This window comes from Rhizobium sp. PK7-22 (genome assembly GCF_056530405.1).
Genome location: NZ_CP096514.1, coordinates 352,731 through 372,767, shown reverse-complemented (window position 1 = coordinate 372,767; position 20,037 = coordinate 352,731). Strand labels below are relative to the sequence as shown.

At 63.5% G+C, this 20,037-nt stretch carries 18 protein-coding genes and 1 tRNA gene; 10 read left to right on the top strand and 9 right to left on the bottom strand.

Annotated features, from left to right (window positions below; all coding sequences use genetic code 11):
• The first annotated feature begins 91 nt into the window (after nt 1-91).
• From M1E10_RS06625 to hemA, 3 genes are all read left to right on the top strand, one after another.
• Nucleotides 92-2,440 carry a xanthine dehydrogenase family protein molybdopterin-binding subunit gene (locus M1E10_RS06625; protein WP_499175582.1) on the top strand — a complete coding sequence of 783 codons (2,349 nt, stop codon included), beginning with the start codon at nt 92-94 and terminating at the stop codon, nt 2,438-2,440.
• Nucleotides 2,441-2,452: 12 nt separating this feature from the next.
• Nucleotides 2,453-3,250 carry an FAD binding domain-containing protein gene (locus M1E10_RS06620; protein ID WP_499175581.1) on the top strand — a complete coding sequence of 266 codons (798 nt, stop codon included), beginning with the start codon at nt 2,453-2,455 and terminating at the stop codon, nt 3,248-3,250.
• Between the two features lie 186 nt (nt 3,251-3,436).
• On the top strand, nt 3,437-4,651 hold the full coding sequence (gene hemA, locus M1E10_RS06615; protein WP_499175580.1) for a 5-aminolevulinate synthase: 1,215 nt from the start codon (nt 3,437-3,439) through the stop codon (nt 4,649-4,651).
• Nucleotides 4,652-4,688: 37 nt separating this feature from the next.
• On the opposite strand, the gene dxr is transcribed toward hemA, so the two are convergent.
• Nucleotides 4,689-5,882: a 1-deoxy-D-xylulose-5-phosphate reductoisomerase gene (dxr, locus tag M1E10_RS06610; protein ID WP_499175579.1), complete on the bottom strand. Its 1,194-nt coding sequence runs from the start codon at nt 5,880-5,882 to the stop codon at nt 4,689-4,691.
• Between the two features lie 131 nt (nt 5,883-6,013).
• Between dxr and M1E10_RS06605 the strand changes: the two genes are divergently transcribed.
• Nucleotides 6,014-7,231, top strand: a complete 1,218-nt coding sequence (locus tag M1E10_RS06605; protein WP_499175578.1) for an FAD-dependent oxidoreductase — start codon at nt 6,014-6,016, stop codon at nt 7,229-7,231.
• A 169-nt stretch (nt 7,232-7,400) separates the two neighbouring features.
• Nucleotides 7,401-8,510, top strand: a complete 1,110-nt coding sequence (locus M1E10_RS06600) for a methyl-accepting chemotaxis protein (RefSeq protein ID WP_499175577.1) — start codon at nt 7,401-7,403, stop codon at nt 8,508-8,510.
• A gap of 69 nt (nt 8,511-8,579) precedes the next feature.
• On the opposite strand, the gene M1E10_RS06595 is transcribed toward M1E10_RS06600, so the two are convergent.
• Nucleotides 8,580-9,209, bottom strand: coding sequence for a TetR/AcrR family transcriptional regulator (locus M1E10_RS06595; protein WP_499175576.1), 630 nt, complete (start codon nt 9,207-9,209; stop codon nt 8,580-8,582).
• 88 nt (nt 9,210-9,297) lie between these two features.
• On the opposite strand from M1E10_RS06595, the gene M1E10_RS06590 reads away from it, so the two are divergent.
• The gene (locus M1E10_RS06590; RefSeq protein ID WP_499175575.1) at nt 9,298-10,452 is read left to right on the top strand and encodes an epoxide hydrolase family protein; all 1,155 of its coding nucleotides are present in this window, start codon (nt 9,298-9,300) and stop codon (nt 10,450-10,452) included.
• A 161-nt stretch (nt 10,453-10,613) separates the two neighbouring features.
• Here M1E10_RS06590 and M1E10_RS06585 read toward each other — a convergent pair.
• Both M1E10_RS06585 and M1E10_RS06580 read right to left on the bottom strand, forming a co-directional pair.
• A tRNA-Arg gene (locus M1E10_RS06585) sits at nt 10,614-10,690 on the bottom strand.
• Between the two features lie 102 nt (nt 10,691-10,792).
• Nucleotides 10,793-11,956 carry a M20 aminoacylase family protein gene (locus M1E10_RS06580; protein WP_499175574.1) on the bottom strand — a complete coding sequence of 388 codons (1,164 nt, stop codon included), beginning with the start codon at nt 11,954-11,956 and terminating at the stop codon, nt 10,793-10,795.
• Between the two features lie 259 nt (nt 11,957-12,215).
• Here M1E10_RS06580 and M1E10_RS06575 point away from each other — a divergent pair, with 259 nt between their 5' ends.
• Together M1E10_RS06575 and M1E10_RS06570 are read left to right on the top strand one after the other, a co-directional pair.
• Nucleotides 12,216-13,208, top strand: coding sequence for a D-alanyl-D-alanine carboxypeptidase family protein (locus M1E10_RS06575; RefSeq protein WP_499177104.1), 993 nt, complete (start codon nt 12,216-12,218; stop codon nt 13,206-13,208).
• Between the two features lie 12 nt (nt 13,209-13,220).
• A complete protein-coding gene (locus M1E10_RS06570; protein WP_499175573.1) occupies nt 13,221-14,357 on the top strand; it encodes a CobW family GTP-binding protein in 1,137 nt (378 codons plus the stop codon).
• Between the two features lie 3 nt (nt 14,358-14,360).
• Here M1E10_RS06570 and M1E10_RS06565 read toward each other — a convergent pair whose 3' ends face one another.
• The 5 genes from M1E10_RS06565 to M1E10_RS06545 form a co-directional block, all read right to left on the bottom strand.
• On the bottom strand, nt 14,361-14,594 hold the full coding sequence (locus M1E10_RS06565; RefSeq protein WP_499175572.1) for a sulfurtransferase TusA family protein: 234 nt from the start codon (nt 14,592-14,594) through the stop codon (nt 14,361-14,363).
• Nucleotides 14,591-15,871 (bottom strand): L,D-transpeptidase family protein, encoded by a 1,281-nt coding sequence (locus M1E10_RS06560; protein ID WP_499177103.1) that lies wholly within the window; start codon nt 15,869-15,871, stop codon nt 14,591-14,593. Before M1E10_RS06560 ends, M1E10_RS06565 begins: the two co-directional genes overlap by 4 nt.
• Before the next feature lie 183 nt (nt 15,872-16,054).
• Nucleotides 16,055-17,008, bottom strand: a complete 954-nt coding sequence (locus M1E10_RS06555) for an acetyl-CoA carboxylase carboxyltransferase subunit alpha (protein ID WP_499175571.1) — start codon at nt 17,006-17,008, stop codon at nt 16,055-16,057.
• A gap of 42 nt (nt 17,009-17,050) precedes the next feature.
• Nucleotides 17,051-17,995, bottom strand: a complete 945-nt coding sequence (locus M1E10_RS06550; RefSeq protein WP_499175570.1) for a site-specific tyrosine recombinase XerD — start codon at nt 17,993-17,995, stop codon at nt 17,051-17,053.
• A gap of 7 nt (nt 17,996-18,002) precedes the next feature.
• Complete coding sequence (locus M1E10_RS06545; protein WP_029617408.1) at nt 18,003-18,158, bottom strand: hypothetical protein; 156 nt, start codon at nt 18,156-18,158, stop codon at nt 18,003-18,005.
• A 160-nt stretch (nt 18,159-18,318) separates the two neighbouring features.
• On the opposite strand from M1E10_RS06545, the gene M1E10_RS06540 reads away from it, so the two are divergent.
• Both M1E10_RS06540 and aroB read left to right on the top strand, forming a co-directional pair.
• The gene (locus tag M1E10_RS06540; RefSeq protein WP_499175569.1) at nt 18,319-18,912 is read left to right on the top strand and encodes a shikimate kinase; all 594 of its coding nucleotides are present in this window, start codon (nt 18,319-18,321) and stop codon (nt 18,910-18,912) included.
• Nucleotides 18,909-20,036, top strand: coding sequence for a 3-dehydroquinate synthase family protein (gene aroB / locus M1E10_RS06535; protein WP_499175568.1), 1,128 nt, complete (start codon nt 18,909-18,911; stop codon nt 20,034-20,036). Before M1E10_RS06540 ends, aroB begins: the two co-directional genes overlap by 4 nt.
• Nucleotide 20,037 lies beyond the last annotated feature (1 nt).

The window sequence follows — 20,037 nt, the reverse complement described above, 5'->3', positions numbered from 1 at the left end:
TGGGCATTTGTCTACGGCACGCCGCCGTTGCACAGACCCCGTTACTGCCTGGTGCCAATTGCCTAATCCCTATTCTCTGGAGGAGACGATAATGGGTATTGAAGGTATCGGTGCGCGGGTGACCCGCAAGGAGGACAAGCGCTTTCTGACGGGCAAGGGGCGCTATACCGACGACATGTCGGTACCGGGCATGAAGCACGGCTGTTTCGTGCGAAGTCCCTATGCGCATGCGAGGATCCGCGGCATCGACACGACGGCGGCACGGGAGATGCCCGGCGTCATCGACATCCTCGAGGGCCGGCAGCTTCAGGCCGATGGCATCGGCAATCTGATCTGCGGCTGGATGATCCATTCCAAGGACGGCTCGCCGATGAAGATGGGCGCCTGGCGGCCGCTGGCATTCGAGACCGTTCGCTATGTCGGCGATGCCATCGCCATCGTCGTGGCCGATACCTACGCCGAAGCGCGCGATGCGGCCGAGGCCGTGGCGGTCGACTATGAGGAGCTTCCGGCCGTCACCGAGGCAGTGTCCGCCCTGCAGGCGGAGGCGCCGCAGATCCATCCGGAAGCGCCGGGCAATCTGATCTTCGACTGGCAGATCGGCGATCAGGAGGCCACCGACCGAGCCATCGCCTCTGCGGCGCATGTGACGGAAATCCAGATCCACAACAACCGGTTGTCGCCGAACCCGATGGAGCCGCGCTCGACGCTCGGCATCTACGACAGCGCCGAAGAGCACTACACCTGCTACACGACGAGCCAGAACCCGCATGTGGCGCGGCTGGTGATGAGCGCCTTCTACAATGTGGCGCCGGAAAACAAGCTGCGCGTCATCGCGCCGGACGTCGGCGGCGGCTTCGGCTCGAAGATCTACATCTATCCGGAGGAGATCGTCTGTCTCTGGGCGTCGAAGAAGACAGGCGTGCCGGTTAAATGGACCTCCGACCGCACCGAGGCCTTCCTCACCGATGCCCATGGTCGTGACCATGTCTCGACGGTCAAGATGGGCTTTGACGCCGATCACCGGATCGTCGGGCTGAAGGTGGACACCATCGCCAACCTCGGCGCCTATATGTCGCTCTTCTCCTCGGCGGTGCCGACCTATCTCTATGCGACGCTTCTGTCGGGCCAATACGCGATCCCCGCCATCCACGCCAACGTCCGCACCGTCTACACCAACACCGTGCCGGTCGATGCGTACCGCGGCGCCGGGCGGCCGGAAGCCACCTATCTTCTGGAGCGGACGATGGAGACGGCGGCCCGCGAGCTCGGCCTCTCGCCGGCGGAGCTGCGCCGCAAGAACTTCATCCGCAGCTTCCCCTACCAAACGCCGGTGATCATGAACTATGACGCCGGCGATTATGAAGCTTCTCTTTCTGCCGCCATGCAGGCTGCCGACTGGGATGGCTTCCCGGCCAGGAAGGCGGAGGCAGCTGGGCGCGGCAAGAAGCGCGGCATCGGCATGAGCTGCTATATCGAAGCCTGCGGGATTGCGCCGTCGGCGGCGGTCGGGTCGCTCGGGGCCGGGGTCGGGCTCTGGGAATCGGCGGAGGTGCGGGTGAACGCCGTCGGCACCATCGAGGTGCTGACCGGATCCCACAGCCACGGCCAAGGCCATGAAACCACCTTTGCGCAGCTCGTCGCCGAAAGGCTCGGGGTCCCGATCGACAGCGTCAACATCGTGCATGGCGATACCGACAAGGTGCAGATGGGCATGGGTACCTATGGTTCCCGCTCCGGGGCCGTCGGCATGTCGGCCGTCGTCAAGGCGCTCGACAAGGTCGAGGCGAAGGCGAAGAAGATCGCCGCCCATATGATGGAAGCGGACGAGAACGACATCGTCATCGAGAACGGCGAGCTCAAGGTCGCCGGCACCGACAAGACGGTGCCGTGGTTCCAGGTGGCGCTGTCGGCCTATACGGCGCACAACCTGCCTTCCGGCATGGAGCCGGGGCTGAAGGAAACCGCCTTCTACGACCCGGCCAACTTCACCTTCCCGGCCGGCTGCTACATCGCCGAGGTGGAGGTGGACCCGGAGACGGGCAAGACGCAGATCGTGCAGTTCGTCGCGGCCGACGACTTCGGCAACATCATCAATCCGATGATCGTCGAAGGCCAGGTGCATGGCGGGCTGGCGCAGGGCATCGGGCAGGCGCTGCTCGAGGAGGTGCGCTATGACCCGGAATCCGGCCAGCTGCTGACGGCAAGCTACATGGACTACGCCATGCCGCGGGCCGACGACCTGCCGTCATTCGATCTTTCGCACCAAAACACGCCGTGCCCCAGCAATCCGCTCGGCATCAAGGGCTGCGGCGAGGCCGGAGCGATCGGATCGCCGCCGGCGCTGATCAATGCGATCACGGATGCGATCGGCACCAATGATCTCACCATGCCCGCCACGCCGATGAAGGTGTGGCTCGCCATGCAGGCAACCCACTGAGGAGGAACCGACATGTATGCAACCAGCTATCATCGCGCCTCCTCCGTGGAGGATGCCGTCAGACTGCGGGGCGAACACGAGGAGGGCCGCTATCTGTCAGGCGGCATGACCCTGATCGCCACGATGAAACAGCGCCTGGCGGCGCCGAGCGATCTCATCGACCTCAGGCACATCCCGGATCTGAAGGGCGTCTCTGTCGATGGCCGCAATGTCCGGATCGGCGCCGGAACGCCGCATGCGGATGTGGCCGGCTCATCGGCGCTGCGTTCGATCTGTCCCGCCATCTGCGAGCTCGCCGGAATGATCGGCGATCCGCACGTCCGCCACATGGGCACGATCGGCGGGTCGATCGCCAACAATGATCCGGCCGCCGATTATCCGGCCGCCATGCTGGGTCTCGCGGCAACGATCATCACCGACCGCCGCTGGCTGACCGCCGACGACTTCTTCACCGGCATGTTCGAGACCGCGCTGGAAGAGGGCGAGATGGTCACGGCCATCTCCTTCGAGGCGCCTGAAAAGGCGGGCTATGCCAAGTTCGCGAACCCTGCCTCCCGCTATGCGCTGACCGGCGTGTTCGTGGCAAAGCGTGCGGATGGCGTTCGCGTGGCGGTCACCGGGGCGGGCGCCGATGGCGTCTTCCGTCACGCCGGCATGGAGGCGGCCCTGGCATCGAGCTGGTCTGCGGATGCCGTGGCCGATGCGGAGGTCTCGCCCGCCAACCTGCTCTCGGACATGCACGCCAGTCCCGTCTACCGAGCCAATCTCGTGAAGGTGATGGCAAAGCGCGCCGTGATGGCGGCAGACTGAGGCAGCCTACCTGGAAGGCTCCGTCAACTTGATGTGGATCAAGTTTCCATCGGTGCCGGTCGGGTAAGTCCATTTCGGGATTGCTTGCGAGAATGTCCAATTGCCGCACTCTGGATTTATTCCAATCTGCGGGGTTGACGAAATGCGAGCGAGAAACCAAAACCAAAACAGGTTCTGGAGTGTGAAATGGATTTCGAGGCATTTTTCAAGAGCGAGCTGGACAGCCTTCACCAGGAGGGCCGTTATCGCGTGTTCGCCGATCTCGAGCGGCACCGCGGAAATTTTCCGCGCGCCACGCGTCACACGCCTGAAGGTCCCAAGGACGTTACCGTCTGGTGTTCCAACGACTACCTCGGCATGGGCCAGCATCCGGCCGTGATCGAAGCCATGAAAGAGGCGATCGACCACTGTGGCGCGGGTGCGGGAGGCACCCGGAATATCTCTGGCACGACCCATTATCATGTTCGTCTCGAGCAGGAACTGGCCGATCTTCACGGCAAGGAAGCCTCGCTCGTCTTCACCTCCGGCTATGTCTCAAACTGGGCGACACTCGGTACGCTCGGCCAGAAGATCCCCGGACTGATCATCTTTTCCGACGCCCTGAACCATGCCTCGATGATCGAAGGCATCCGCCACGGCAAGTGTCAGCGGGTGATCTGGAAGCACAATGACCTGAACGACCTGGAAGCGAAGCTGGCGGCAGCCGATCCCAATGCGCCGAAGCTGATCGCCTTCGAATCGGTCTATTCCATGGATGGCGACATCGCGCCGATCAAGGAGATCTGCGACCTGGCCGACCGCTACGGCGCCATGACATACCTCGACGAAGTGCATGCGGTGGGCATGTATGGCCCGCGCGGCGGCGGCATTGCCGAGCGCGAAGGGCTGATGGACCGGCTCACCATCATCGAGGGCACGCTCGGCAAGGCCTTCGGCGTCATGGGCGGCTATATTGCCGCGTCCACGGCGCTCTGCGACTTTATCCGCTCGTTCTCCTCCGGCTTCATCTTCACGACGGCGCTGCCGCCGGCGCTGGCCGCCGGCGCGATCGCCTCGATCCGGCACCTCAAGGCCAGCCCCTTCGAGCGGGTTCGTCATCAGGATCGCGTCAAGAAGCTCCGGGCACTGCTCGACGCTCGCGGCATCCCGCACATGCACAACCCCAGCCACATCGTTCCGGTGATGGTGGGCGACGCGGCCAAGTGTAAATGGATCTCGGACATCATGCTGGATTCGTTCGACATCTACGTGCAGCCGATCAACTACCCGACGGTGCCGCGCAAGACGGAGCGTCTGCGCATCACCCCGACGCCGCTGCATTCGGATGGCGATCTGGAACATCTGGTCGGTTCGCTGCACCAGCTCTGGGCGCGTTGCGCGCTGGCCCGCGCGGTGGCCTGATCCGTCTCACGGACTGTCGAATCAGAACAATGGTCGCCTAGGCGGCCATTTCCTTTTTCGAGATCAGCTCTGCGGCCCTGCGCCTTGCCTCGGCATCGGCGGCAAAGACCGCATCGATCGTCGCGGCGGCCGGATAATCCGTCATCGCCTCCATGACGCCTTCGGCAATGTCTGCCATGGCTAGGAAGCCGATGCGGCCGTCGCAGAAGGCCTGGAAGGCCACTTCCTCGGCGGCATTCATCACCGCGCCCTGCATGCCGCCGCGCTCCAGTGCCGTGCGAGCCAGCCGCAGCGCCGGAAAGCGCACCTCATCCGGCGCCTCGAAGTCGAGCCGCGCCAGCTTGGCGAAATCGAGCCGGTCGACGTTGAGCTTCGGCCGGTTCGGATAGGCCAGCGCATAGCCAATGGCGGTTCGCATATCCGGTGCGCCCAACTGGGCGATCACCGAGCCATCGGTGTAGCCGACCATGGAGTGGATGATCGACTGGGGGTGGACGATCACTTCGATCTGGTCGGGGCGCAGGTTGAAGAGGTGCTTGGCCTCGATCATCTCCAGCGCCTTGTTGAACATGGACGCGCTGCCGATGGAGATCTTCAGGCCCATCGACCAGTTGGGATGCGCCTTGGCGATCTCCACGGTGACATCCGCCATCTGCTCGCGCGACCAGGTCCGGAAGGGACCGCCGGAGGCCGTCAGGACGATCCGCTCGACCGCGTGATGCTGGTCGTCCTCCAGCGACTGGAAGATCGCGCTGTGCTCGCTGTCGACCGGAATGAGGCGTCCGCCGCCGTCGGCCACGGCCGTGACGAAGAGATCGCCGGCAGACACCAGGCATTCCTTGTTGGCAAGCGCTATGTCGGCGCCGCGCCGTGCTGCGGCGAGCGTCGGCGCCAGTCCGGCCGTGCCGACGATGGCGGCCATCACCCAGTCGGCATCCGCCGAGGCCGCCTCCATCAGCGCCTCGCGACCGGCCGCAGCCATGATGCCGGTGCCGGCCAGCCCATCCTTCAGAGCGGCATAGTTCGCGTCATCGGCGGTGACCGCCATGCGGGCGCCCAAATCCTGCGCCTGACGGGCCAGAAGCTCGACATTGCTGTTGCCGGTGATCGCCACGAGTTCGAAGGCGTCCCTGCCACCCAACTGGGCGACGACGTCCAGCGTGTTGACCCCGATCGAGCCGGTGGAGCCGAGGATGGAGATGCGTCGATGCGTGCCGGAGCCGCCTGCCATGCGTTCAATCCATGAAAATTGTGCCCATCGTCTACAGGCGAAAGCCATCGCTCACAAGGGTTGGCACGGATAGATGCCGGCTGCGACCAAGTGTATCTTGATCGACATCCTGGTTCGCGCAATGCTGGCGCATGGATCATCAAGACGAACTGCATGCCGGCTGCGTCATTGCCGGCGCCGGCCCGGCCGGGCTGATGCTTGGGCTTCTTCTCGCGCGCGCCGGCGTCGACGTCGTGGTGGTGGAGAAGCATCCCGACTTCCTGCGGGATTTCCGCGGCGACACTATCCATCCATCGACGCTCGAGGTGATGCACGAGCTTGGCCTCGCGGACGAATTCCTCGCCCTGCCGCATACGAAGGCGCCGAAGCTTTCGGCCGAGATGGGCGGGCACACCGTCACCATCGCCGATTTTTCGCGCTTGCCGGTCCGCAACCGCTTCATTGCCTTCATGCCGCAATGGGATTTCCTGACTTTCCTGTCGGCCAAGGCCGGACAGTATCCGGGATTCCGACTGCTGATGCAGGCGAAGGTGCTCGATCTGGTCGAGGCGGATGGACGCGTGAAGGGCCTGCGGGTGGAGACGCCGAAAGGGATCATTACGATCCATTCGCCGCTCGTGGTCGGCGCCGACGGTCGCAATTCCGCGGTGCGGGAGAAGGCAGGCCTCGAGGTGGAAAGTTTCGGCGTGCCGAGCGAAGTGCTCTGGATGAAGCTCAGCCGGCAGCCGGGGGATCCAGACGAGGTGATGGGCCATGCCGGGCCGCGCCAGGGACTGGTGCTGATCAACCGCGGCGATTACTGGCAATGCGGCTATGTGGTGCGCAAAGGCACCTTTGCAGAGATCCGTGCCGAGGGGATCGCCGCGCTGCGGGACAGGGTGCGGGAAATCTCTCCGCTTGCTCCGGAGCGGATGGACGAGATCGCAAGCTTCGACGACGTCAGCCTGCTGACCGTGCGCATCGACCGGCTGAAGCGCTGGTGGCGGCCCGGGCTTCTCTGCATCGGCGACGCGGCGCATGCGATGTCGCCGATTGGCGGGGTCGGGGTCAATCTCGCCATCCAGGATGCGGTGGCAACGGCGAATATTCTTGCTGCCCCGCTGCGGGAAGGCCGGCTGGCGGACGCCGATCTCGCGGCGGTCGAGAAGCGGCGCCTGTTTCCCACCAAGGCCACCCAGAAGCTGCAGCTGATGATGCGCAGCCGGCGGCGTAAGGACGAAGGGGATAGCGAAAAGCGGAAAGGGCCGTCGGCCTTCATCCGTGGCATCGCCCGCTGGCCGGTCCTTGCACATCTGGCCGGCCGGCTGATCGGCCTCGGCTTCCGCATGGAGCATGTGCGCCCCCGCTGAGGGCTGCGCGCCGTTCCGACACGCTGACGGACTGTGCGAACGCAAAGCAGTCTCTTCTCCAAGCAGCAGTCCTATCAAAGAAGAACGATATTTTAACCGTGTTCGGTAAGTATATGTCCTCGTAATATATGCAGTTGTTCTCAAATATTTGCAGTAGAGGCACGTTACCATGTTGGCGCCGAAGCCTGATCATCGCCGGATTGCAGCGACCCCGCGGACGATGCGCATTGTTACCGAAGGGATTGGCAGTGAACTCGAGCGCTTCAGCAGCGACAATGCCAGCGTCGTCAAGCAGATCCGGCTCCTGGCGATCAATGCGCTGATCGAGGCGGCGCGGGCGGGAGAGACGGGCAAGGGCTTTGCGGTGGTCGCCAACGAGGTCCAGCGTCTGGCGCAGACCGCGACGGACATCGCGGAGAAATTCGAGAGCCGGGTGCTCGGGCGCATCGGCCTCGGGCGCAGGATGGCCGATGCCCTCGTCGAAGAGATGGAGGGAGTACGCCTCACGGATCTCGCGCAGACGCTCGTTCAGCTGATCGTCCGCAACCTCTTCGAGCGAACCGCCGACGTCCGATGGTGGGCCACCGACTCCGCCCTTTGGCAAGCGCTTGCCGGAAATGATGCCGAAGCTGCCGTCTTCGCTTCCGAAAGGCTCGGCGTCATCAATCGCTTCTACACGGTCTACCTCGACCTGGTGCTGACCGATCTCAACGGCTGCATCATCGCCTCGGCCAACCCTGCCTTCCAGAAGAAAATCCTTGGTGTGTCGCTGGCCTCCGAACCCTGGTTTGCGAGCGCCCGCCACTGCCGGACCGGCGATGATTACATCGTCGACGACGTCAAACCCAGTCCCCTGCACGGCGGTCGCAACGGGCTCGTCTATGCGACCGGCGTTCGTGAGGGCGGCAGGATGGATGGCGCTTTGCTCGGCACGCTCGGGGTATACTTCGATTGGCAGGCGCAAGGCCAGGCCATCGTTGACAAGGAGCCGAACCTGCCGCCGCAGGTGGCGGACAAGACCACCATCATGCTCCTCGACGGCGGCAGCCGGGTCATCGCTTCAACCGATCCGTCGCGCATGTTCACGCATTTCGCGCTGCAGAAGAAGAACGGCGAGGACAAGGGAAGCTACTACGACCGCAGCGGCGCCATCGTCGCCTTTGCCAAGACCCTCGGATACGAGGATTACGACGGTCTGGGATGGCACGGCGTTGTCCTTCAGGCGACCGAGAGCGAGGAGAGCCTCAAGGCGGCACTGAACCTGGATAGTGTCAGCTGAGGGTGCCCTGACTGTGCACCTGCGGCTTACCCACTCACCTCCGGCGAGCGCGCAAGCCAACGGCATCGCTTAGGACGTTGGCCTCAAGGCACCCGTGGCCGTGAGCACAACCATCGCATGATCGACCCTGGATGAAACCCCATCAAGCAGCTTCTCTCTGCTCTCTCCAAGCAGTGCGCGAAGCTGATGCGGCGCGAAGACCAGATCGATGAACTGTTCCACGACATCGTCCACATCCGCAGGACGATCCGGTCCGCTCAGTATTGCATTGCGCACGCTGCTGCGTCCGCCCTCCCAGCCGATCCTGCTGGCCTCGACGGCGAGGTCCGGAAAACGGTCAGCCGTCGCAACGACCAGCCGCATCATCGCAAGCGTCTCAGGTCTCAGCGCATGATCAAGGATCTGCCGGCCCGCCATCCGCAGGCGTTCTTCCAGTCGCAGATCCGGGTGGGCTTCCGCTACGGCAGGAAGCGTGCTGGCCTGGCGCCGAACGACGGCTTCAAACAGGCTGTTCTTGTTTGGAAAGCGCGCATAGAGACTGGCTTTGCCCGCTTCTGCCTGTCGGGCCACTGCCTCACACGAGGTTGCGGCAAAGCCGCGCGTGATGAACAGATCGAACGCCGCATCCAGCAGCCGCCGGTCCACTTCGCCTGCGTCCTCGCGTCTTGGTCTGCCACCGCGTGATCGTGATTTTGTCATGCCGGGAGCCTAAGGCCATTGACCGAATAGTTCAACTGAACGATGGTGTTCAGTTATGGCATCCCGCCATCCAACCTCAGAGTTATCCATGAAGAATGCCGTGCTGCCGTACCCTATCCAGATTGCGCAGAGAGATCTCGACGACCTTGCCGGCCGCCTTGCAGCCACGCGCTGGCCCGATGCCGGGACCGTCAAGGACGGCAGCCAAGGGCCGGAACTGGACCGCATCAAGGTCCTGGTAGACCGCTGGCGCGACGGCTACGACTGGCGAGCGACGGAGCAGTTGTTGAACGGCTGGGGAAGCAGCCGCACGGTGATCGACGGCCTGGGCATCCATTTCCTTCACATCCGCTCCTCGGAAGCCGGTGCAAGGCCACTCCTCCTGACCCATGGGTGGCCGGGATCCGTGCTTGAGTTCAGGGACGTGATCGCTCCCCTGTGCGAGCCGGCATCGCATGGCGGAGATCCCGCCGATGCCTTCCACCTTGTCATTCCTTCGCTGCCGGGGTTCGGCTTCTCCGACAAACCGGAAACATCCGGTTGGGGAGTAGGGCGGACTGCGGCGGCATGGGCGGAATTGATGCAGCGCCTCGGGTATGGCGAATACTGGCTGGCACAAGGCGGCGACTGGGGCGCGGCGGTGACCACCGCGCTCGCGCACATGCAAGTCCCCGGTCTCGCAGGAATTCACCTCAACATGGCCATGTTCCAGCCGACAGCTGAGGAGATCGCAGCAGCGACGCCCGAGGAGCGCAAGATGCTAGCCGATGCGCAGACGTATGATCGTGAATATTCTGCCTACATGAAGCTGCAGAGCAGTCGGCCCCAATCGGTCGCCTTCGCGCTTGCCGACTCGCCGGTCGGCCTTGCCGCGTGGATCTATGCCCTTTTCCAGGATGTATCCGACACTAGAGGCGAACCGGAACGGATCATTGCGCTCGACCACCTGATCGACGATATCATGCTTTACTGGCTTCCCGCCGCCGGGCCAAGTTCAGCTCGTTTTTACTGGGAAGCTGCGCGCGAGATGGCCGGGGGAATGCCCAGAGAGCCAGTTCCATTGCCGGCCGGGGTCAGCATGTTTCCGGGAGAGCAGCTGCGCCTGTCACGCCGTTGGGCCGAGCGGCGCTTTGCTGACCTGCGCTATTTCGCCGAAGCGGATCGGGGTGGTCACTTCGCCGCGATGGAAAACCCGGAAACCTTCGTCAATCATGTCCGCACCGCGTTTCGCGCCATTGGCTGACGAAGTTTCCTGCAACACAGACGGCGCTGTGGCTTCAACGCGTTTGCGCCGCCTGTGACAATCAGAAGAGTCCTGGAAGGCAAGATTGTGATCCGCTCCAGCGGCGGATTGCAGCCAACGACCTTCCGGCTCTACGGGCTGCCTTCTACGATACCGGCAAGTGGTGATTCCGACGCGATTCGAACGCGTGACCCCCAGATTAGGAATCTGGTGCTCTATCCTGCTGAGCTACGGAACCACTGGTGAGCATCCATACAAAAGGCGCCCGCCGATGCCAAGCCTTTTCGGAAGGGGCGTGGCGGGCACATGACCCCGCCACGCGTCCGGTTGATGGGTGTCTTCAGTCGCTGAGGCGCTGTTCGGCGAGGCGCACCCAATAGGAGATACCGTAGGCGATGGCGTCGTCGGCAAAGTCGTAGGCCGGGTTGTGCAGCGGTGCGCTGTCGCCGTTGCCGATGAAGATGAAGGCGCCGGGGCGGCTCTTCAGCATGTAGGCGAAATCCTCGCCGGCCATCGAGGGCTCGACTTCAATGTCCAGGTTCTTCGGCCCCACGACATCCGAGGCGGCGCGGATGGCGTTCTCCGTTTCGTGGTCGTGATTGGTGGTGACGGGGCAGTTGCGCTCGTAGTCGATCTCGGCGCTCGCGCCATGGGCAAGCATGGTGCCTTCGACGATCTGGCGGATGCGGGTCTCGGCGAGATCGCGCACCTCTTCGCTGAGGCTGCGCACGGTGCCGCCGATCATGGCGCTGTCGGGAATGATGTTGTGGGTGGTGCCTGCCTGGAAACGGGTGACCGAGACGACGACGGAGCTCAGAGGGTCTGCATTACGCGCGGCGATCGTCTGCAGGGTGCCGACGAGCTGCGCGCCGATCAGGATCGGGTCCACCGTGCGGTGCGGCTGGGCGGCATGACCGCCGCGACCCTTGATGGTGACCGTGAACTTGTCGGGTGCGGCCATGATGCCGCCGCGCCGGATGGCGAACTGGCCGACGGGGATGCCCGGCATGTTGTGCATGCCGTAGACCTCGTCGATGCCGAAGCGCTCCATCAGCCCGTCCTGGATCATGGCCAGCGCGCCGGCGCCGCCCTCTTCGGCCGGTTGAAAGATGACGGCGACCGTGCCGTTGAAATTGCGGGTCTCGGCCAGGTGTCTTGCGGCGCCGAGAAGCATGGAGGTATGGCCGTCGTGGCCGCAGGCATGCATCTTGCCGGACGTCCTGGAAGACCACGGCTTGCCGGTCACCTCGTCAAGCGGCAGGGCGTCCATGTCGGCACGCAGGCCGATCGTGCGGCTGCCGGGCCCGCGACCATGGATGAGGCCGACAACGCCGGTGCGGCCGATGCCGGTTACGACCTCGTCGACGCCGAAGTCGCGCAGGCGCGCTTCCACAAAGGCTGCGGTATCCTGGACATCATAGAGAATTTCGGGATGTTGATGAAGATGGCGGCGCCACTCGGTCACTTCCGCCTGTAGCTCGGCGGCACGATTGATGATCGGCATTCGGTCCCCTGTTCTTGTCTTTGTACGAGATCGTGAATCGCCCTCCCGGGCCATTGTGCTCCTCACGATTGACGCAATCAACGATCTTTGCCATTGCTTGGCCACATAGGCAAACTATTGCCGCTCTCGTTCACCCGCCAACGAGGTTATCGTTTTGCTCAAGCGTCACTCCACCTTGCCGCGCCTTTCCAGGCTGGCTGCAGCCCTGACGGCTGCGGCCGTCTTTGTCTCAGCAGGAGGCGCGTTCGCCAATCCGCAGATGGTCGTGGATGTGCGCACGGGGCGCGTGATCATGCACGAGGATGCCTTCAGGAAGTGGTACCCGGCTTCGCTCACGAAGCTGATGACGGCCTATCTCACCTTCAAGGCGCTGAAGGGAAACCAGCTCTCGCTCGAGACGCCGGTGACCATGAGCAAGAAGGCTGCCGACCAGCCGGCCAGCAAGATGTATTTCAAGCCCGGCTCCAAGCTGACGCTCGACAGTGCGTTGAAGCTCCTGCTCGTGAAGTCCGCCAACGACGTGGCTGTCGCGGTGGCCGAGACGGTCGGCGGATCCCTCGATCAGTTCGTCGGAATGATGAATGCGGAGGCGCAGCGCCTCGGCATGACCTCGACGCGCTTCATCAATCCGCACGGGCTGCCGGGCAAGGGTCAGTACACGACGGCGCGCGATCTTGCCGTGCTGGCGTTGCAGCTGAAGCGTGAGTTTCCGGAATATGCGGGATATTTCGCGCTGGAAGGCGTGAGCACCGGCGCGAAGAATTATCCGAACTACAACATGCTGGTGGGCCGCTTCAACGGCGCCGACGGCATGAAGACCGGCTTCATCTGCGCTTCCGGCTTCAACCAGGTCTCGTCAGCGACACGCAATGGTCGCACGGTGATCTCCATCGTGCTCGGCTCCGACAGCCTGGCGGGACGCGCGGACGACTCGGCCGATCTCCTGCAGAAGGCGCTGACCTCGCCGGCAGGCCAGGGGGTGCCGCTTGCATCGCTTGCGCCCTATGGCGACACCGCGGCAGTCAACGACATCAGCGCCGAGATCTGCAATCCGAAGGCAGCAAAGGTGCGCAGCGAAGGCCGCGATGATGCGGGGCGGATGGTCGTTCGCTCGCCCTACATCCACGAGATGACGCAGCCGCCGCGCTACAGCTTCGCCGGGCTGATTCCCGGCTCGGAGGTTGCTGCGGGCAAGACCGGGCAGAACCAGATCGCCAACGTGCCGATCCCGCTGCCGCGTCCGACCTTCTGAGCCGCGAAGACGATGTCGGCTCCTCAAGACCGCATTCCGGTCACCATCATCACCGGCTTCCTCGGCGCGGGTAAGTCGACGCTGCTCAACCGTATTCTCAAGGATCCGGCAACCAGCGACACGGCCGTCATCATCAACGAGTTCGGCGAAGTCGGCATCGACAACCTGCTGGTGGAGTCCTCTGGCGACACGCTGGTGCAGCTGTCGAACGGCTGCCTGTGCTGCACGGTGCGCGGCGAGCTCATCGATACGCTCGCCTCGCTGATGGATGCCATGCAGACGGGCCGTATGACGCCGATCCGCCGCGTCGTCATCGAGACCACCGGTCTTGCCGATCCGGCGCCCGTGATGCAATCGGTGATGGGGCACCCGGCGATGGCGCAGAGCTTCGAGCTCAATGGCGTAATCACGGTCGTTGATGCCGTCAACGGATCCTCGACGCTGGAACGGCATGTCGAGGCGGTGAAGCAGGTTGCGGTCGCCGATCGGCTCATCGTCTCCAAGTCGGGCATGGCGACCAGGGAGCAACTGCTCGATCTGCATGCGCGGCTCGACCGGCTCAACCCGCGGGCGGTGCGGATGGATGGCGATGCGCCGGAGGCGGCGACCGCTTCAGTTCTGCAGAACGGGCTTTACGACCCGACGACGAAGATCGCCGATGTCGACCGCTGGCTGCGCGACGAGATGGCCAGCAGCCACCACGCCCATGACCAAGATCACCATCACCACGATCACGGCCACCATCACCATCATCACGACGTCACTCGCCACGGCGCCGACATCCGCTCCTTCTCGATTCTTCACGACCGGCCTATAGACCCTGCGGCCATCGAGATGTTCATCGACCTGTTGCGTTCGGCCCATGGCGAGAAGCTGTTGCGGATGAAGGCGATCGTTGCGCTGTCGGACAATCCCGATCGGCCGCTCGTTCTGCATGGGGTGCAGTCGATCTTCCACCCCCCTCAGCGGCTGGCCGCCTGGCCCGAAGGGTCGGACCGCCGCACGCGCATGGTGCTGATCACGCAGGATCTGCCGGAGGAATTCGTCGCCGACCTGTTTGCCGCCTTCACCGGCACGCCGCGGGTGGACCGGCCGGACCGGGCGGCGCTGGAGGACAACCCGCTCGCCGTTCCCGGCTTGCGGATGTGAGGATCAGCCCTTGCGGATCCGGAAGCGGTGCCCGTCTTCCGTCGTCTGGCCTTCGATCAAGTGATGTCCGTCTTCTCGGCAGAAATGCGGGATGTCGATGCCCGCCAGCGGATCGCTGGTCTCGACCACCAGCTCCTCGCCGGAGCGCATCGCGCTCATGCGCTTGCGTGTCTTGAGAACGGGAAGGGGGCATTTCAGCCCCCTCAGGTCGTAGAGACTGGTCGTCTCGCCGGTCATTCCGCCGCCCAGAATTTCCACAGCGGCTTCTTGTCGGCGGTGCTGACGGGCGGTGCCGCATAGGCAAGCGGATTGGGTGCCGGGATCGGAACGGTGGTGGTTGTCGAGGAGCCGTCGGCAATCGCCGTCTCCCCAGGGGCCGGCTCCAATGTCGTAGCGGTTTCTGGCAGGCGGTCCTGCTTCATCCGCTCGGCGGCGGTTGCCGGACGGTCCGAGGTGGAAGTTGAGGCAAGCATTGGCGTGGCCGGCGTGCTCTGCGGGCCTGACCGCTTTGCCATGAAGGCTTCGAATTCCTGGCGCTTCAGAAGCTTTCCGGCCTCCAGCGAGGTGCCGGTCGGTGCATAGGCAAGATCACGCCCTTTTCGCTTTGCAGCAACCACTTCCTTGCGCTCGGCTTCCGTCGGCTCGTACCAGACCATGCCGTCCAGCTTCTTCATCGCCTTCTCGTAGGCGACCTCGTAGGTCTTCTGGTAGGAGGCCAGGGCGACGTTGAGCGCCGGCGGCGTCGACATCGGTGGGCATGCTGCCGCGCCGTTGCTGATCGTGCCGTCGATCTGCTGGTTGAAGACGTACTTCTTCTCGCAGATATTGACCTCGGGGGGACGCTTGGTCACCTCGAAGTTGTCGTAGCCGACCTTCAGCATGTTCCAGAAATCGGTATGTTCGCTGTCGCGGTGGCGGGCCATGTTCTCGGCCGTCATCCGGAAGGGGAAGGCCTGCAGCTGGACTGCCGTCTGGCCGCCCTTGAAGGCGTCCCGCGCGAAGGCGTAAATCTCCAGCACCTGGGCGTCCGTCATCGAATAGCAGCCGGATGACGAGCAGGCGCCGTGGATCATCAGGTTGGACCCGGTGCGGCCCTGGGCCTGATCGAAGCGGTTGGGAAAGCCGGTGTTGATCGCAAGGTAGTACTTGGAATTCGGGTTCAGGTGCGCCGGCGTCAGGTTGTAGAAACCTTCGGGCGCCTGACGGTCGCCCTCCTTCACCTTCGGGCCGAGCTTGCCCGACCAGGCGCAGATGGAATAGCTGGCAATCACGTCAAAACGTCCGTCCGCCTTCGCCTTCCAGATCTCAAGAGCGCCCTCTTCCTTGAAGATGCGCATCATGATCGGAGAGTTGCGGGGCATGTTCTTCTTCTGCATCTCGGTCACGATGCGAGACGGAAGAGGCTGCTCAACCTTGTTCTTGACGTGGGACAGATCGACGGAATCGAGAGTGTCGTTGCAGCCTGCCAGTGCAGTCGCGAAGAGAAGGGCGAGGGCAATGTTTCTCAGGCGTATCGGCATGAACACCACTTGGATTGCTGCGGGCGAGTAACGGGCACAAGAGCTATAATAATGAAGCGGTAATCTTTACATCTTCTTAAACGCTGGCGTCCGTCTGTCCAGCAAAACCCCGCATTCGCTTCGGGATTTATGCAAAACATCCGCTTTAATGGGGCGATTTGAAGGCGGTGACGCGGATTAGAGGTTGCGGCCGATCTGCAGGAACTTCTGGCGACGTGCAGTGCGCACCTCGTCCCCCGACATCTGGCCAAGCTCTTCAAGCGCCGAAGAGATCACATCGCCGGTAGTGTTGATGACCATTTCGGGATCGCGGTGGGCGCCGCCGGTCGGTTCGGGAATGATGTCGTCGATCACGCCCAGCTCCTTCAGGTCGGGTGCCGTGATGCGCATGTTGGTCGCGGCTTCCTTTGCGCGCGTGGAATCGCGCCACAGGATGGAGGCTGCTCCCTCCGGCGAAATGACCGAATAGATGGCGTGCTCGAGCATGTAGACGCGATTGCCGGTGGCGATCGCAATCGCTCCGCCGGAGCCGCCTTCGCCGATCACCACGGAGACCATCGGCACCCGCAGGGAGAGACACATTTCGGTGGAGCGGGCGATAGCTTCCGCCTGACCGCGCTCTTCCGCGCCAACGCCTGGGTAGGCGCCGGCCGTATCGATGAGCGAAATCACCGGCAGGCCGAAACGGTCCGCCATTTCCATGACGCGCACGGCCTTGCGATAGCCTTCCGGGCGCGGGCTGCCGAAATTGTGCTTCAGGCGGCTTTTGGTGTCATGGCCCTTCTCCTGGCCCATGACGGCGACGGGCTGGCCTCGGAAGCGCGCAAGCCCGGCCTGGATCGCGGCATCTTCGCCGAAATTCCGATCGCCGGCCAGTGGCGTGAAGTCGGTGAACAGCTGGGCGGCATAGTTCATGAAGTGCGGGCGCTGCGGATGGCGCGCGACCTGCGTTCTCTGCCAGGCGTTCAGCTTCCCGTAGATGTCTTCCATCGCCTCGCGGACGCGGACTTCCAGGCGTGCGATCTCATCGGAGGTATCGATGCTTTCGTCTTCGGCGGCAATCTTCTTGAGCTCGTGGATTTTTGCCTCGAGGTCTGAGATGGGCTTTTCGAAGTCGAGATATGTCTGCATGAGATCCGTGTTCCGATCATTCTAGCCAGGTCGGCGGGCCCTCTATTCCCGGTTTTTTGCCAGTTTTGCAAGAGGGTGATGCGTTTGTACCAATTGCCGCAATCTCTCTTCGAGCACGTGGGTATAGATCTGTGTGGTGGAAATGTCTGAATGGCCCAGCAGTTCCTGCACCACGCGAAGGTCGGCACCGTTCTGCAGAAGGTGACTTGCAAAGGCGTGCCGCATCACGTGCGGAGAGATTGCGGAGCTTTTGAGGCCGGCGCGGGCGGCAAGCCCCTTCAGGTCGCGGCCAAAGACCTGCCGCGGCAGATAGCCCTCCTTGCCGGAGGAGGGAAAGAGCCAGGGGTTGTCGTCGGCGTCCGGGATCTCCGCGCGCCGTGCCGCGCCGTAGCGCCGCACCGTTTCGATCGCCGAGCGGGACAGGGGAACGAGCCTTTCCTTGTTGCCCTTTCCCTTGACGATCAGGAAGCGGCCTTCCTGATCCAGGACCCGCGCCGGGAGCGATACCAGTTCGCTGACGCGCATGCCGGTCGCATAGAGCAGTTCCAGAAGCGTCAGCATCCGCAGCCGGGAGAATTGCCCGGGGGAGGCGTCGTCCGCTTCCTCGGCCGCACGGGCCAGGAGCCGGGTCACCTCCGCCTCGCTCATGGTCTTCGGCAGCGTCCTGCCCTTTGCCGGGCTGTCGAGAACTGCCGTGGGGTCATCCCCCCGCAGGCCCTCGGCGTAGAGGAACTTGTAGAACTGCCGCATCGCCGACAGTCGCCGTGCCTGGGAGCTCGATGCAAATCCGCTTTTGCCCAGACCGGCGAGATAGGCGCGCAGGTCGCTGCTGCTGGCTTCGATCGTCTGCACGCGTCTGGACGCCATGAAGCCGAAGAGGTCTTCGAGATCGTGCTGGTAGGAGATCAGCGTATTGCCGGCGGCACCGCGTTCGGCGCTCATCATCTCCAGGAAGGCCTCGATATGGGCTCGGGTCAGGTCGGCCACGCGGACCTCACTCCTGTGGCGCGGGGTTCAGGCGTTCCGACGGGACACGAACGGTGACATCGCGTTCTCGCGGCTCGACGAGGAAGACCAGGGCCAGCATGCTCCCGTAGATGATCGCGGCGATGACCGCGATGACGGACAGGAAGCGGAAAAGGGTGGGCATCGGTCGGGATTTCCTTCGCGAATCCGGATGGAGACGGTTCAACTATATGCGAAATGGCTGCTGGATGCGCAAGCTGACGTTGAGCCGGGACTTTGCGCGCCGCATGGCTTGACGCTGCGGGTCCATTTGTCGATACCCTTCTCTAAATGGATCTCGGACGATGAATGACCTTCTCATGCCCGCTGCGGTACCCTCCCTCGCCAGTCAGGCGCGTGCGGCGCTCGGCAAGCGTAACCTTATCTTCGTCGGGTTGATGGGTGCGGGAAAGTCTGTGATCGGCCGCATGGTGGCGCAGGCGCTCTCCGTTCCGTTCATCGATACAGATGCGGAAATCGAGCGGGTTTCGCGGATGACGATTGCCGAACTGTTTGCAGCCTATGGGGAGGTGGAGTTCCGTTCGCTGGAGACCCGGGTGATCGCCCGCCTGCTGGACGGCGGGCCTCGGGTCATCTCGACGGGCGGCGGCGCGTTCATCAACGAGAGTACCCGCAAGGTGATCAAGGAGGGCGGCGTTTCGGTCTGGCTGAAGGCTGACCTTGACGTTCTCTGGGAGCGGGTCAACAAGCGCGATCATCGGCCTCTGCTGAAGACGGAAAATCCGAAGGCAACGCTGGAGCAACTGATGAACCAGCGCTACCCGATCTACGCCGAGGCGGATTTGACCGTGCCGTCGGGGAATGTGCGCAAAGAGGCGACGGTTACGAACGTGCTGTCGGTACTGGCTGGTCCCGAAGAGAAAGGTGACGTGCAATGAATGCTTCTTCGTCCAAGGCCGGCGAACGGATGGTGCATGTGCCGCTCGGAGACCGCGCCTACGACATCCTGATCGGGCCGGGGCTGATTGCCAGGGCCGGCGGCGAGATCATCACCAGGATGTCGGGCCGGCGCGTGGCGATCGTCACCGACGAGACCGTCGGTCCGCTCTATCTGGGGCAGCTGATGGACAGCCTGCAGACCGACGGCTTCGAGGCGGTTTCGCTGGTGCTGCCGGCGGGCGAGAAGACGAAGAACATGGACGCGCTTGCCGCAGCGACCGACATGATCCTCGCGGCCCGCATCGAGCGTGGTGACGCCGTGATCGCTCTCGGCGGCGGCGTCATAGGAGATCTGGCCGGTTTCGCGGCCGGCATCGTGCGCCGCGGGGTGCGCTTTATCCAGATCCCGACATCGCTTCTGGCGCAGGTCGATTCCTCCGTCGGTGGCAAGACCGGCATCAACACCCGGCACGGCAAGAACCTGCTCGGTGTCTTCCATCAGCCGGATCTGGTGCTGGCCGACACTTCGGTGCTCGACAGTCTGTCGCCGCGGGAGCTCCGCGCCGGCTATGCGGAGGTCGCCAAATACGGCCTGATCGACAAGCCCTATTTCTTCCACTGGCTGGAAAAGAACTGGAAGCAGGTGTTCGAGGGCGGACCGGAGCGGATCGAGGCGATCGCGATCAGTTGCCAGGCGAAGGCGGATGTCGTTGTTGAGGACGAACGGGAGACGGGACGTCGGGCGCTTCTCAATCTCGGCCATACCTTCGGCCATGCACTGGAGGCGGCAACCGGCTACGACAGCAGTCGGCTGGTGCACGGCGAAGGCGTGGCGATCGGCATGGTGCTCGCTCATCAGTTTTCAGCCCGCCTCAATCTTGCCAGCCCAGATGATGGCCAGCGCGTCGCCGCGCATCTGGCCGAAGTCGGCCTCCCCACCAGGATGACGGATATTGAAGGTGAGCTGCCACCGACCCAGATACTGATGGAGGCGATCGCGCAGGACAAGAAAGTCAAGAGCGGCAAGCTCACCTTCATCCTCACGCGCGGTATCGGCCAATCTTTTGTTGCGGACGACGTGCCTACGTCGGAAGTGTTCAATTTCCTTGAGGACATGCGTTAGG

What these genes read in the sequence shown, in the direction of transcription:
- M1E10_RS06625 (WP_499175582.1), top strand. Translation starts at nt 92, where the DNA reads ATGGGTATTGAAGGTATCGGTGCGCGGGTGACCCGCAAGGAGGACAAG.
- M1E10_RS06620 (WP_499175581.1), top strand. Translation starts at nt 2,453, where the DNA reads ATGTATGCAACCAGCTATCATCGCGCCTCCTCCGTGGAGGATGCCGTC.
- hemA (WP_499175580.1), top strand. Translation starts at nt 3,437, where the DNA reads ATGGATTTCGAGGCATTTTTCAAGAGCGAGCTGGACAGCCTTCACCAG.
- dxr (WP_499175579.1), bottom strand. Translation starts at nt 5,882, where the DNA reads ATGGCAGGCGGCTCCGGCACGCATCGACGCATCTCCATCCTCGGCTCC.
- M1E10_RS06605 (WP_499175578.1), top strand. Translation starts at nt 6,014, where the DNA reads ATGGATCATCAAGACGAACTGCATGCCGGCTGCGTCATTGCCGGCGCC.
- M1E10_RS06600 (WP_499175577.1), top strand. Translation starts at nt 7,401, where the DNA reads ATGTTGGCGCCGAAGCCTGATCATCGCCGGATTGCAGCGACCCCGCGG.
- M1E10_RS06595 (WP_499175576.1), bottom strand. Translation starts at nt 9,209, where the DNA reads ATGACAAAATCACGATCACGCGGTGGCAGACCAAGACGCGAGGACGCA.
- M1E10_RS06590 (WP_499175575.1), top strand. Translation starts at nt 9,298, where the DNA reads ATGAAGAATGCCGTGCTGCCGTACCCTATCCAGATTGCGCAGAGAGAT.
- M1E10_RS06580 (WP_499175574.1), bottom strand. Translation starts at nt 11,956, where the DNA reads ATGCCGATCATCAATCGTGCCGCCGAGCTACAGGCGGAAGTGACCGAG.
- M1E10_RS06575 (WP_499177104.1), top strand. Translation starts at nt 12,216, where the DNA reads ATGGTCGTGGATGTGCGCACGGGGCGCGTGATCATGCACGAGGATGCC.
- M1E10_RS06570 (WP_499175573.1), top strand. Translation starts at nt 13,221, where the DNA reads ATGTCGGCTCCTCAAGACCGCATTCCGGTCACCATCATCACCGGCTTC.
- M1E10_RS06565 (WP_499175572.1), bottom strand. Translation starts at nt 14,594, where the DNA reads ATGACCGGCGAGACGACCAGTCTCTACGACCTGAGGGGGCTGAAATGC.
- M1E10_RS06555 (WP_499175571.1), bottom strand. Translation starts at nt 17,008, where the DNA reads ATGCAGACATATCTCGACTTCGAAAAGCCCATCTCAGACCTCGAGGCA.
- M1E10_RS06545 (WP_029617408.1), bottom strand. Translation starts at nt 18,158, where the DNA reads ATGCCCACCCTTTTCCGCTTCCTGTCCGTCATCGCGGTCATCGCCGCG.
- M1E10_RS06540 (WP_499175569.1), top strand. Translation starts at nt 18,319, where the DNA reads ATGAATGACCTTCTCATGCCCGCTGCGGTACCCTCCCTCGCCAGTCAG.
- aroB (WP_499175568.1), top strand. Translation starts at nt 18,909, where the DNA reads ATGAATGCTTCTTCGTCCAAGGCCGGCGAACGGATGGTGCATGTGCCG.